The sequence below is a fragment of the Pseudomonas arsenicoxydans genome, from assembly GCF_006438915.1.
Taxonomy (GTDB): Bacteria; Pseudomonadota; Gammaproteobacteria; order Pseudomonadales; family Pseudomonadaceae; genus Aquipseudomonas; species Aquipseudomonas arsenicoxydans_A.
The window spans coordinates 335067-347601 of sequence record NZ_RCZE01000001.1 but is presented as its reverse complement, the minus strand read 5'-3'; the positions used below and the strand labels follow the sequence as shown (position 1 = coordinate 347601).

The 12535-nt window shown below is 60.8% G+C and carries 14 protein-coding genes; 4 read left to right on the top strand and 10 right to left on the bottom strand.

Going from position 1 to position 12535, the window contains the following annotated elements:
* Positions 1-119 precede the first annotated feature (119 nt).
* Genes EAH78_RS01600 through lptM form a run of 6 tightly spaced genes read right to left on the bottom strand, consistent with a single transcriptional unit; the run spans position 120 to position 4736 of the window.
* Positions 120-830, bottom strand: a complete 711-nt coding sequence (locus EAH78_RS01600) for an HAD family hydrolase (RefSeq protein ID WP_140664656.1) — start codon at positions 828-830, stop codon at positions 120-122.
* Positions 827-1726: a tyrosine recombinase XerC gene (gene xerC, locus EAH78_RS01595; protein ID WP_008040629.1), complete on the bottom strand. Its 900-nt coding sequence runs from the start codon at positions 1724-1726 to the stop codon at positions 827-829. Before xerC ends, EAH78_RS01600 begins: the two co-directional genes overlap by 4 nt.
* A gap of 2 nt (positions 1727-1728) precedes the next feature.
* Positions 1729-2454: a DUF484 family protein gene (locus tag EAH78_RS01590; protein WP_140664651.1), complete on the bottom strand. Its 726-nt coding sequence runs from the start codon at positions 2452-2454 to the stop codon at positions 1729-1731.
* 13 nt (positions 2455-2467) lie between these two features.
* Positions 2468-3298: a diaminopimelate epimerase gene (gene dapF, locus EAH78_RS01585; protein ID WP_140664648.1), complete on the bottom strand. Its 831-nt coding sequence runs from the start codon at positions 3296-3298 to the stop codon at positions 2468-2470.
* A 4-nt stretch (positions 3299-3302) separates the two neighbouring features.
* Entirely contained in the window at positions 3303-4550 is a 1248-nt protein-coding gene (gene lysA, locus EAH78_RS01580) for a diaminopimelate decarboxylase (protein WP_140664643.1), read from the bottom strand.
* Between the two features lie 9 nt (positions 4551-4559).
* Positions 4560-4736 (bottom strand): LPS translocon maturation chaperone LptM, encoded by a 177-nt coding sequence (lptM, locus tag EAH78_RS01575; protein ID WP_140664640.1) that lies wholly within the window; start codon positions 4734-4736, stop codon positions 4560-4562.
* A 314-nt stretch (positions 4737-5050) separates the two neighbouring features.
* On the opposite strand from lptM, the gene cyaY reads away from it, so the two are divergent.
* The 3 genes from cyaY to rnk all read left to right on the top strand — a co-directional run bounded on the left by cyaY (position 5051) and on the right by rnk (position 6283).
* Entirely contained in the window at positions 5051-5383 is a 333-nt protein-coding gene (gene cyaY, locus EAH78_RS01565; protein WP_123434872.1) for an iron donor protein CyaY, read from the top strand.
* A gap of 4 nt (positions 5384-5387) precedes the next feature.
* A complete protein-coding gene (locus EAH78_RS01560) occupies positions 5388-5606 on the top strand; it encodes a DUF1289 domain-containing protein (RefSeq protein ID WP_193560062.1) in 219 nt (72 codons plus the stop codon).
* Between the two features lie 266 nt (positions 5607-5872).
* Complete coding sequence (gene rnk, locus EAH78_RS01555) at positions 5873-6283, top strand: nucleoside diphosphate kinase regulator (RefSeq protein WP_123434871.1); 411 nt, start codon at positions 5873-5875, stop codon at positions 6281-6283.
* A 6-nt stretch (positions 6284-6289) separates the two neighbouring features.
* Here the strand turns inward: rnk and EAH78_RS01550 are convergent, their stop codons facing one another.
* The 3 genes from EAH78_RS01550 to EAH78_RS01540 all read right to left on the bottom strand — a co-directional run bounded on the left by EAH78_RS01550 (position 6290) and on the right by EAH78_RS01540 (position 10181).
* A complete protein-coding gene (locus EAH78_RS01550) occupies positions 6290-9133 on the bottom strand; it encodes a class I adenylate cyclase (RefSeq protein ID WP_140664636.1) in 2844 nt (947 codons plus the stop codon).
* A 192-nt stretch (positions 9134-9325) separates the two neighbouring features.
* Entirely contained in the window at positions 9326-9571 is a 246-nt protein-coding gene (locus tag EAH78_RS01545) for a TIGR02647 family protein (RefSeq protein ID WP_140664633.1), read from the bottom strand.
* Between the two features lie 325 nt (positions 9572-9896).
* Complete coding sequence (locus EAH78_RS01540) at positions 9897-10181, bottom strand: hypothetical protein (RefSeq protein ID WP_045059685.1); 285 nt, start codon at positions 10179-10181, stop codon at positions 9897-9899.
* 124 nt (positions 10182-10305) lie between these two features.
* Between EAH78_RS01540 and EAH78_RS01535 the strand changes: the two genes are divergently transcribed.
* On the top strand, positions 10306-10965 hold the full coding sequence (locus tag EAH78_RS01535) for a glutathione S-transferase family protein (RefSeq protein ID WP_140664629.1): 660 nt from the start codon (positions 10306-10308) through the stop codon (positions 10963-10965).
* 136 nt (positions 10966-11101) lie between these two features.
* Here the strand turns inward: EAH78_RS01535 and argH are convergent, their stop codons facing one another.
* Positions 11102-12496 carry an argininosuccinate lyase gene (gene argH, locus EAH78_RS01530; RefSeq protein ID WP_140664627.1) on the bottom strand — a complete coding sequence of 465 codons (1395 nt, stop codon included), beginning with the start codon at positions 12494-12496 and terminating at the stop codon, positions 11102-11104.
* Between the last annotated feature and the right edge of the window lie 39 nt (positions 12497-12535).

Here is a 12535-nt window from a genome sequence, read left to right as displayed (position 1 = left end):
CAGCGAAAAACCCTGTGGGAGCGGGCTTGCTCGCGAAGGCGTCGTGTCAGTCAGTATTGATGGCGACTGATACACCGCTTTCGCGAGCACGCCCGCTCCCACATTAGATCCGGGTGATCTCAGGAGGGGTGTCGGGAATTCCACAGGGCCAGCAACGCCGGCAATTCGGTCAAACTGCGAATCTCGGCATCCGGCGCTTTCTCTGCTTCCCACGCTTTACCTTGCGGGTTAAACCAGATCGCGCGCAGGCCAGCTTGCTGTGCCCCGGCAATGTCATCCCCGGGATGATCGCCAATGTGCACCGCCGTCTCAGCCGTTGCTCCACCACGTTGCAACGCCTCATGAAACAAGCGCGCATCCGGTTTGGCGATGCCGATGTCTTCGGCGCACAAGGCAAACTTGAAGTAATCCGCCAGCCCTAACCGACGCACATCGGCGTTGCCATTGGTGACCACGCCGAGGGCGTAATGCTTGGCCAGTGTTTCCAGGGTCGGCTCGACTTCGGGGAACACTTCGATCTGATGCCGCGCATGCAAAAACACTTCAAAGCTTTTGTCGGCGAGATTGTTGGCCAGGTCATGGTCGTAACCGGCCTCTTCCAGTGCATGGAACAACACGCGGCGACGCAATGCGCTGATGCGGTGCTTGAGCCCCGGTTCGCTGCCGAGGATTTTTTCCCGAATCGCCCACAAATGCTCCACCGGCACCGCCCCAAGGTTCGGCGCATGCTCGGTCAGCCATTCACGCAGTACGGCCTCGGCGCTGAGGATCACCGGGGCGGTGTCCCACAGGGTGTCGTCGAGATCGAAGGTGATCAATTGGATGGTCATGAGTCATCGCCCTTAATGCGTTTGGCCCGGGGATGGGCGCTGTCGTAAACCGTGGCCAGGTGCTGGAAGTCCAGGTGGGTGTAGATCTGGGTGGTTTTGATGTCTGAGTGGCCGAGCAGTTCCTGCACTGCGCGCAGGTCCTGCGAGGACTCGAGCAAGTGGCTGGCAAAGGAGTGCCGCAACATGTGCGGGTGCAGGTTTTGCCCCAGCTCACGCTCGCCGGCAGCCTTGACCCGCACCTGAATCGCCCGAGGCCCGAGGCGCCGACCTTGCTGGCTGACAAATACGGCGTCGTCCGCCGGATTAGTCATGGCCCGCAGCGGCAACCACAGCTCCAGCGCTTCTCGCGCTTTTTTGCCGACCGGCAGCAAACGGGTTTTGCTGCCCTTGCCCAGCACTTGAACCATGCCATCGGCCAGGTCCAGCTGATCCAGATTCAGCCCGGTCAGCTCTGAAAGACGCAATCCCGAGGAATAGAACAGCTCCAGAATCGCCTGATCCCGCCGCGCCAGGAAGTCATCCTCGACCGCGCCTTCCAGCAGTTGCAGTGCGCGGTCGGTGTCGAGGGTTTTCGGCAGGCGGCGCTCACCCTTGGGCGGAGCCAGGCCATTGGCCGGGTCGTGGTCGCACAGGCCTTCGCGGTTCAGATAGTGATAGAGCCCACGAACCGCTGATAACAGTCTGGCGAGGCTGCGGGACGATTGACCCTGTGAATGCAGGCGGGCGATCAGGCTGCGCAGGCGCTGGATATCCAGCGCGGCCCAGCTGCCGATGTTTTGTTTGACGCAGAAGCCCAGCACCTTATCGAGGTCGCGACGGTAGGCGTACAGCGTGTGCGGCGACACCTGTCGCTCACTGCGCAGGTGTTCGCAGTAAGCGTCCAGTTGCCGTTCCATGCTCAGCGGACCGAGCGCAGGGAGCTGTTGACCCGTGGCAGCACGCGGCCCATGACTTCGGCGATGTAGCTCAGGAACAAGGTGCCGACCGAGCTTTTGTAGTGCTGCGGATCACGGCTGGCGATGGCCAGGATACCGTGAATGCCTTGATGGCTGATCGCGACGACGGCGGTGGAACCGATCTGCTTGCGCTGTTCTTCGCCGAACAGGAAATCCAGTTCGTGTTCGCGCAGGCTGCCGCTGACGCTTTTGTCTTCCGAGAGCAAGCCGCCGATGGCCGTTTGCGCGTCGGCGTGAGTCACCCAGCGACCCACCGGCATCGGGTTGTCACCCAACAGGATCAGGCTGACAAAAGGCACCTGAAAATCCTGACGCAAGCTGTCTTCGACGCTGATCACCACGTCTTCCAGGCTGGTGGCGTCCATCAGCGCGAGAATCAGGCGGCGGGTCTTGTCGAAGAGGCGGTCGTTGTCGCGGGCCACATCCATCAAGTGCGACAGGCGATGACGCAGTTCGATGTTGCGGTCGCGCAGGATGGTCATCTGCCGTTCGACCAGCGATATGGTGTCGCCGCGACGGTGCGGAATGCGCATGGCCGGGAGCAGTTCTTCGTGCTCGATGAAGAAATCCGGATGAGCCTCCAGGTACGCGGCAATCGCCGCTGCCTCAAGGCTTTCGGAAGGGGATTCGTCGGGCTGCAGGGCGGGAACCTGGGGCTTGTCGGTCATGGATTTCGCTCACTCAAAGACGCACTTGTCCTTCGTATACGCGCACTGCCGGGCCGGTCATCATGACCGGTTGGCCAGGGCCTGCCCACTCAATGGACAAGCGCCCGCCAGGCAGGTCGATCAATAGCGGCGAATCCATCCACCCCTGGCTGATCGCGGCCACTGCGGCTGCGCAGGCACCGGTGCCGCAGGCCTGGGTTTCCCCGGCGCCACGTTCCCAGACGCGCAACTGTGCACGGCTCCGGTCGATGACCTGGAGAAAACCAACATTGACCCGCGCCGGGAAGCGCGGGTGGTGTTCGATTTTCGGCCCCAGTTCATGCACCGGTGCGTTATTGATGTCGCTGACCCGCAGCACGGCATGGGGGTTGCCCATGGACACGGCGGCCAGTTCGACCGGCGTGCCATCGACGTCGACCGGATAGCTCAGCGCCTGTTCCCGGGCCACAAACGGAATATCCGCCGGCACCATGCGCGGTGCACCCATGTTGACGCTGATCTGGCCGTCGCTACGCACGTCCAGTTCGATGATGCCGCTTTTGGTTTCGACGCGAATCTGCCGTTTTGCGGTCAGGCGCTTATCGAGCACGAAGCGGGCGAAACAGCGTGCACCGTTGCCGCACTGTTCCACTTCGGAGCCGTCGGAGTTGAAGATCCGATAACGGAAATCCACGTCCGGGTTGCTCGGCGCTTCGACGATCAGCAACTGATCGAAACCGATGCCGGTGTGCCGATCGCCCCATTGCTTGGCGTGCTTGGGCAGGATGTGCGCGTGCTGGCTGACCAGGTCGAGGACCATGAAGTCATTGCCCAGGCCGTGCATTTTGGTAAAACGCAGCAGCATGGGGTTACTCCGGCAGCAGGCTTTCGCCAGCAAACAACTCGGCTACCGTCTCACGGCGACGCACTTCAATTGCCTGATCACTGTCCACCAACACTTCAGCGGCGCGGCCGCGGGTGTTGTAGTTGGAACTCATGACAAACCCATAGGCGCCAGCCGAATGCACGGCCAGCAGGTCGCCTTCTTCCAGGGCCAGCTGACGATCCTTGGCCAGGAAGTCGCCGGTTTCGCAGATCGGGCCGACGATGTCGTAGGCACGCGCCGCGGTATCGCGCGGGCGCACGGCAGTGACGTCCATCCAGGCCTGGTACAGCGCCGGGCGGATCAGGTCGTTCATGGCCGCATCGACGATGGCGAAGTCTTTGTGTTCGGTGTGCTTGAGGTACTCGACCTGGGTCAGCAGCACTCCGGCGTTGGCCACTATGAAGCGGCCCGGTTCGAACACCAGCGCCAGGTCACGACCGTCGAGACGCTCGCGCACAGCCTTGATGTAGTCGCCAGCCAATGGCGGCTCTTCGTCGCGGTAACGCACGCCCAAACCACCACCGAGGTCGATGTGGCGCAGGTAGATGCCGCAATCGCCGAGGCGATCGACCAGGCCCAGCAGGCGGTCGAGGGCATCGATGAAGGGCGGCAGGGTGGTCAGTTGCGAGCCGATGTGGCAATCGACACCTACGATTTCCAGGTTTTGCAGTTGTGCGGCGCGGATGTACACGTCTTCGGCGTCGGCAATGGCGATGCCGAACTTGTTCTCTTTGAGACCGGTGGAAATGTACGGGTGCGTGCCCGCATCAACGTCCGGGTTCACACGCAGCGAGATCGGTGCGCGAACGCCCAGCTCGGCGGCGACCACTTGCAGGCGTTCCAGCTCATCGGTGGACTCGACGTTGAAGCAATGCACGCCGACTTCGAGGGCGCGACGCATGTCGTCACGGGTCTTGCCGACACCGGAGAACACGATCTTGTCAGCGCTGCCGCCAGCGGCAAGCACCCGTTCCAGCTCGCCACGGGAGACGATGTCAAAACCGGCGCCCAGACGCGCCAGGACATTCAGTACACCCAGGTTGGAGTTGGCCTTGACGGCAAAGCAGACCAGGTGCGGCATGCCGGCCAGCGCATCGGCGTAAGCCAGGTATTGGGCTTCGATGTGCGCGCGGGAGTAGACGTAGGTCGGTGTGCCGAAACGTTCGGCGATGGCCGACAGGGCCACACCTTCGGCAAACAGCTCCCCGCCACGGTAATTAAAAGCGTCCATGGCGTTCCCTTATTGGTAGACGTCGTGCTTGTGTGCTTTGGAGGCAGGCTGCTTTTGCGAGGACTGGGCCTGTTCGGCAGGGTCCTGGTCATCGTCAGGCAGGTACAGCGGGCCTTTTTGACCGCAGGCCGACACAAGGCAGGCAACCGCGAGGAGCGCAGCAAGGGAAGAGATCAGGCGCTTCATGGCGAAATCCTTGAAAATGCATTAATTGCGCCGGAGTATACCGGCCACCCGTCAGCTTGCCTATGCGACGGGGCTCCCGTCCGGCGGGGCTTGGCGCGATGCCGGTCAGCCAGGCGCAATCCCTGTGGGAGCGAGCCTGCTCGCGAAGGCGTAGTGTCAGTCAACAAAGATGTTGAATATGATGGCCCCTTCGCCAGCAGGCTCGCTCCCACAGGTTTCGTGATCACCTTGGGTCGTTATCCTTTGCAATCGCCGGGGCTCGCCCGTATCTTGCGGCGCTTGAGCGTGAACAGACACTTTTTGAGGTTGCCGTAATGAGTTTGACCGAAGCCCGTTTCCACGATCTGGTCGATGCCACCCAGCAGACGCTGGAGGATATTTTCGACGAGTGTGACCTGGATATCGATCTGGAGAGCTCGGCCGGTGTGCTCACCGTCAAGTTCGAAAACGGCAGCCAATTGATCTTCAGTCGTCAGGAACCGCTGCGTCAGCTGTGGCTGGCGGCGGTCTCTGGTGGTTTCCACTTCGACTACGACGAAGAGAGCGAGCGCTGGATGTGCGACAAGAGCGAAGAGCAACTGGGCGAAATGCTCGAGCGCATTGTCAAGCAGCAAGCGGACGTCGAACTCGATTTCGAAGGCCTGTGAGATTGTGACCGAGCCTGCCGTCGTTCGCCCACCGAAACCGCTCTACAGTAATGTCAGCCCGGCCGTCCCTTCGCCGTGCAGCGGTGTGTGCCGGCTGGACGAGCAAAAGGTTTGCCTGGGGTGTTTTCGCCATGTCGAAGACATCCGCGAATGGCGCTCGGCGGATGATGAGCGGCGGCGGGTTATCTGTGCCCAGGCCTCACAGCGCAAAACCTTGGCATAGTTGCTCTTGTGGCGAGGGAGCTTGCTCCCGCTGGGCTGCGAAGCAGCCCCAAAAAGCCTACGACTGCTTTGCAGCCGAACGGGAGCAAGCTCCCTCGCCACAGGCAAGCCCCCTCGCTACAAGGTGTCGGTCGCACCTGACTTGTATATTTATTGAGCTGTGATAGTGTCCGGAAACGCCTCAACTCATCGAGGCTCGTGAAAACCCCGCCTTTTTCTGGCGGGGTTTTGCTTTTTCTGTGCAGAAGAAAGGAGTCTGCCTCAATCATGACCGCACCTTCCATCACCCTTACTCGTCTGGACGTGCAACGTCTGGAGCGCCTGATCGACAGCCTGGATGACACGCTGCCGGGCGTTATCGCGCTGCAAACCGAACTGGACCGTGCCGATACCCTGGTCGGTCACGATGAAGTGCCCAACGATGTTGTGACCATGAATTCCCGTGTGCATTGCCGCGAAGAAGGCAGCGGCAAGGACTATCACCTGACGTTGGTTTACCCCAAGGACGCCAATGCCGACGAAGGCAAGATTTCCATTCTGGCGCCGGTCGGCAGCGCATTGCTGGGCCTCAAGGTGGGTCAGCACATCGACTGGCCGGCACCGGGCGGCAAGACCCTCAAGCTGACGTTGTTGGAAGTCGAATCGCAGCCAGCCGAGGGCGGCCACTTTCCGGAATAACGCCCCTCAGACCTGTTCGAGCGCCTCGTTCAACGAGCGCTCCAGGTCAGCCTTGTATCGCAGATACAAATTGCTCGAACTCTGACCGTCACCGAGCAGGCCCGAAAGGTCCAGGTCGGTGATGTAGCAGCGATAGCGTTCGGTTTCGCGACGTTGCTCGACAATCTCCTGCGCGACCACGCTGAACAGTTGGTCGCCATGTTCCAGCTCTGAAAACTCTCGCTGATTGCAATACAACGTCACCTGCACCTCGCCCGGCGCGGCTTTGCCGATGATGGCCTGTACGTCGTAGAACGGTTTGTTGACCGGCGTTTGCGGCGCAGGCCGCGCTTCGAACCGGCGCGCGCGCCCTGGGCCGGACGGCAGCAGTTGGTAGTACAGCGTGTCCGTGCTCACGGGTTGAGCTGCATCCATCGGCAACAAGGCATCGCGCCGGTACTGGATCGATTGCAGGAAGCGTTGCAGCGGCACCAACAGGCTTTGTTCGTCGTGATAGGGCAGGCGTTGCTGCCACAGCGCATTGAGCTCATCCAGCACGTACAGATCAGCCTGATCCTCGTTGATTCTGTAGAACACCTGAATGCACTCGGGCTGGCCCATCGGGAGGATTAGCGCGAGGTCATGATCTTCCAGCGCCATCGGGTCCAGGTGCAGCGGGCTGTAGCCGGTCAGCTCCTCACCCAGATAATCGATCAGCGCCGGCAAGGTGGCGATAGCGACATGATTGACCTGGCCCGGCACCAACTCCAGTACGTGATAGTGCTGCTGGACCTGAATCAGGTAACGGTGATTAAGGTTGCTCAGCAGCAGGTTCTGCGCGGTGTCGATCACCTCTTCTACCCGGCGGGCAATGAACTGCGCGCGGTTATGGCAGAAGCAACGAACCCGCAACTTGGGTTGCAGTGGCCCGATCGGCAGGTTGTTGAGGTAAGCGCGCAGGCAGTCGAGCAGGGCGTGAGGGCCGTCGTAGCGGCTGACCAACACTTCGTTCCAGCTATTGAGCGTGACCTGGTCCAGCGTCAGCACGAGGTTTTCGCGAACCCCGGCATAGCTCAGCGAGTCGGTGCGCTCAGTGGTCATCAGGATGTTCAAGTCACGATGGTGCTTGAGCGGGTCGACGCCAACGTTCACCAGAATCAGCACCTCACTCGGTACGCTGGCTCGCAACAAGGGCTCTTCCGCCACGGTGGTCAGGGGCAGGGCGATGCTTTGTTGCAGGCTGCCGAGCAGATTGAACAGTTCGAACTCGCTGAGGTCACTCGGGCCAGGGTGCAGGGCGAGGCGCGTGCTGCTGTCGATGACGCCGTTGCGATGGCACCAGGTCAAGAGTTCCAGCAGCTGGCGGCTGCGCTTGATCGGCGCGAAATGCTCCCATTCCTGAGCAGTCAGGCTGCCGTTGTACAAACCCCACTGGGTTTGCCCCGGCTCTTTCTTGTTGGGTGCCTGCACCAGCGTCAGCGTGTCTTCGGCCAGGTCCGGGGCGATGCCCGGGTTGATGAATTCGACCTTGTCGGCCTTGCGCTCGAAGGCGGCATACAGTCGGCGACCCAGCACGTTGAGGTCGCGCTTGTTAATCAGGCTGACGGTGTCTTCGGTGCGGGCGAACTGGGTCAGGAAGCGGTAGCTGTAATTCAGCTCGTTGACCAAGGCGCGACGTTCAGCGCTGACCTGACGGACTTTCCACTGGCTGCGGCTATCAAGCAGCGCCAGTTGCCGCTGATCCCAACCCCATTCCTGGGCCAGCCGCTCAAGCAGTGAACGCTGCCAGCTCTGGGTGCGGGTGTTGCCGGTCAGTTTGCGATTGACCTTCAGGTACAACGCGCGGCGCACCAGCTCCAGCCGTTCCGGTTCGCCCCGGGCCTTGAGGTATTCCTCGATGCGCCGGTAGACCACGATGTACGGGTCCAGCTCGTCGAGGTCCAGTTGATTGGCGAACACCGCTTGTTTGAAACGCAGGCTCAGGCAATGAACTTTGGGGTGCTCGCTGGCGTAGACCTCGGTCAGCAGCAGCTTGAGTACGGATTTGTAGGGCGACTCGATGCCCTTGAACAACTGCCAGAGCCCGGCGCCAATGAACTCCCCCGGCGGGATGAATGCCAGATGCCCCAGGTCCAGGCTTTCGTCAGCACGGATAAAGCGTTTGGACAGGAGTGTGTGGGTGTAGCGGTCGTAGGCCGATTCTTCGTAGACCGGCACCAGCCACCAAATCGGCGTGCGGCCGGCCAGCCAGATGGCGGTGCGGTAGAACTCGTCCAGCAGCAGGTAGTGCTGGGTGGTGCCGCAGTCTTCAGAACTCAACTGGGTATCGCGCTCACCGAGCACGAAGCGCGTCGGGTCGATCAGGAAGAAATGCGCTTCGGCGCCCTGGCTGGCGGCCCAGACCTCCAGCAGTTGGCATTTTTTGCGCAGCTCGGCGAGTTCGCTTTCGCTGAGGTCGGGCGCGTGGCAGACCCAAACGTCCATGTCGCTTTGATCGGCTTGAGCCAGCGTGCCAAGGCTGCCCATCAGGAACAGCCCGTGGATCGGTCGCGGCGGATTGCTGCCGTGGCGCGGTTTGTAAGAGAACGAGCGGGTCAGGCGCTGGGCTTCAGCGAGGGCATTGGCGTCTGGCTCGAAGTTCGACAGCCCGGCCGGCGTACTGCCGGACACATACCCCGGCAACAGCGGATGATTGACGTGGAAAAACAGCGGCAGCAGCGTCAGCACCGTTTGCTGGCGGGTCGACAACCCTTCCATGGCCCGGGCCATGCGGCCTTCATTGAGTTTTAGAAAGCGTGCGCGCAGTTGGCTGAGAACCTTGCGGTCGATTCCCTCGTCCAGATCGGGGCGGATTTCATGGGTGCGGGTCATGTCAGCTCAAACCGGCTCGCGAGGCTCGGATGTGGGGGCGGCGAATGAGGGGCAGTTTAGCGCCTCGGGCCTGCCACCTTTAAGCTGAATTTGTGTTTTTGACGTCAGATTTTTATCACATGGCGACAGCAGGTCGCCGGGTTTGCCCGCGGAAATCCCGTGACAGGGGTTTCCGTGGGCGAAGCGGTGATCTCAGGCTGTTTCTTCGACGTTCAGGATAGTCAGTACTGTTTGCACATTTTGCGCGGCGTCACGCCCCAGGCTGGTCAGATAACCGCCATCGGGCTGGTCGATCAGGTCTTTTTCGAACAGGCGTTGGGCAGCGGCGATGTGTTTCGGGGCAGCGGTCTGATGAATTTTCAAACCTTCCTGGGAACTGTCCAGGTTGAAGAGTGCGAGGACTTCCAGTTCGGCAACCAACTCAGGGGTAAGCGACATAAGGACTCCAGACTTTCTAGGAATTGGACGACAGCGCCCCTAAGGTGAGCCCACTCGTGCGGCATGTCCAGTGCCTGCATCAGGGTTTTTTCACCTCGGGAAGCATTCCCCGGCGGCTGGTGCGGCAGCGGGGTGCGTTCCAGTGTAGTCAGGGTGTGGGGGAAGGCAGGATTGATGGGTGACAATTTATGTAGGAGCGGGTTGTGTGGCGAGGGAGCTTGCTCCCGCTGGGGCGCGGAGCGGCCCCAAAAGTTTTGCGACTGCTCCGCAGCCGAGCGGGAGCAAGCTCCCTCGCCACAGAAGCTTGCTGCTCATCAAATCGGGTTTACTTCTTTTCCGGCGGCAATTCCGGCAGCGCGCGCAGCGCTGTTTCGTACCATTCGGTATTGAACGCGCGGTCTTCTTCGAGGATTGCGTCGATTTCTACCGCCAACACGTGTGCCATCAAATTGAGGATTTCTTCACGCTCATAACCGACCAGCGTCAACTTGTTGAAGGTTGCCTTGGCAGCCGGTGGGTTGTCGCTTTCGATCTGGTTTTCGATGGCTTCAACTAGGGTGTTTTCGGCGAACTCTTCTTCGTCGATCTCGATATCAGTTGGCTCGCTCATGGCAGGCTCCTCAAGTTAAGGCGGCCAGTTTACCTGCATTCAGCGCTGTGATGCTGCTGGCAAGAATCGCTTCGGCGTTCTATAAAACAGGACTGCCAACCCCGCACGGCCTGGAGGCTTTGTGATGCTCAAGCTTTATGGATTTTCCGTCAGCAACTACTACAACATGGTGAAACTGGCGCTGCTGGAGAAGGGACTGCCGTTCGAAGAAGTGCTGTTTTACCCTGGCCCGAGCCCGGAAGCGCTTGCCATCAGCCCGCGCGGCAAGGTGCCAGTGCTGGGCGTTGAACAGGGTTTCGTTAATGAAACCGCCATCATTCTTGAGTACATCGAGCAAAGCCAGAAGGGCACGCCGCTATTACCCAGCGATCCTTTCGAGCGCGCACAGGTGCTGGCACTGGCCAAGGAAATCGAGCTGTACATCGAATTGCCGGGGCGCATGTGCTACGGCGAAGCGTTTTTTGGCGCGCCGGTGCCGGACGCGATCAAGGAGAGGACCAAGTCCGAGTTGCTGCTGGGGTTCGCCTCTTTGGCGCGGCACGGCAAGTTCGCCCCTTATGTGGCGGGTGACAGCCTGAGCATTGCCGATCTGTATTTCCTGTATAGCGTGCCCTTGGCCGCTGCGGTGGGGCAGAAGTTGTTTGGCCTGGATTTGTTGGCCGAGATGCCAAAGGCCAAGGCGTTGCTTGAACGTCTGGGAGAGAACCCAAATGTGCAGCGGGTTGCGTCGGACAAGGAAGCGGCGATGCCAGCGTTTATGGCGATGATCGCGTCCAAAAAGTAGGTTTTGTGGCGTTTTTGATATCGCTTTCGCGAGCAAGCCCGCTCCCACATTTGACTTGGTGAACACATAATTTGTGAACGCTGGAGATCAAGTGTGGGAGCGGGCTTGCTCGCGAAGCTTTCAGCGATTTAGCGATTTATCGGCTGGCGAGCAGCGCCTGGCCGCGAACCACCGCCTGCTTGACCTGCGCCGGCGCAGTACCGCCGATATGGTCACGGGCATTCACCGAGCCTTCCAGCGTCAGCACGGCAAACACGTCCTGATCGATCTGGTCGCTGAATTTGCGCAGCTCTTCCAGGCTCATTTCCGCCAGGTCCTTACCGCTTTCCACGCCGTACTTCACCGCATGGCCAACGATTTCGTGGCAGTCACGGAACGGCAGGCCGCGGCGCACCAGGTAGTCGGCCAGGTCGGTGGCGGTGGAGAAGCCGCGCAGTGCTGCTTCGCGCATCATCGTGTGCTTGGGTTTGATCGCCGGGATCATGTCGGCAAAGGCCCGCAGCGAGTCGCGCAGGGTATCGGCGGCGTCGAACAGCGGCTCTTTGTCTTCCTGATTGTCCTTGTTGTAGGCCAGCGGCTGGCCCTTCATCAGGGTCAGCAGGCCCATCAGTGCGCCGAAGACGCGGCCGGATTTGCCGCGAACCAGTTCCGGCACGTCCGGATTTTTCTTTTGCGGCATGATCGAGCTGCCGGTGCAGAAGCGGTCCGGCAGATCGATGAACTGGAATTGCGCACTGGTCCACAGCACCAGTTCTTCGGAGAAACGCGACAAGTGCATCATCGCGATGCTGGCCGCCGAGCAGAACTCGATAGCGAAGTCACGATCGGACACGTTGTCCAGCGAGTTGCCGCCGACGGCGTCGAAACCCAGCAGCTGCGCGGTGAATTCGCGGTCGATCGGGTAGGTGGTGCCGGCCAGCGCGGCGCTGCCCAAGGGCATACGGTTGGTGCGCTTGCGGCAGTCGACCAGACGCTCGTAGTCGCGGCTGAGCATTTCGAACCAGGCCAGCATGTGGTGCCCGAAGGTCACCGGCTGTGCGGTTTGCAGGTGGGTGAAACCAGGCATGATGCTGCCGGCTTCGCGCTCGGCCTGCTCCAGCAAGCCTTTTTGCAGGCGGGTGATTTCGCCGAGGATCAGGTCGATCTCGTCACGCAGCCACAGGCGGATATCGGTCGCGACCTGGTCGTTACGGCTGCGGCCGGTGTGCAGCTTCTTGCCGGTGACGCCGATGCGATCGGTCAGGCGCGCCTCGATGTTCATGTGCACGTCTTCAAGGTCGATGCGCCAGTCGAACTGGCCGGCCTCGATTTCACCCTGGATGGTGTTCAGGCCATCGATAATGCTGTCGCGCTCGGCATCGGTCAGCACGCCGACCTTGGCCAGCATGGTGGCGTGGGCGATCGAGCCCATGATGTCGTGGCGATACAGGCGCTGGTCGAAAGTGACGGAGGCGGTGAAGCGGGCGACGAAGGCGTCGACGGGTTCACTGAAGCGGCCGCCCCAGGACTGATTGGTCTTGTCAGTGCTCATGAATTCGCTCGTATCGGCTGGAGAAAAGTGACGTTGAAA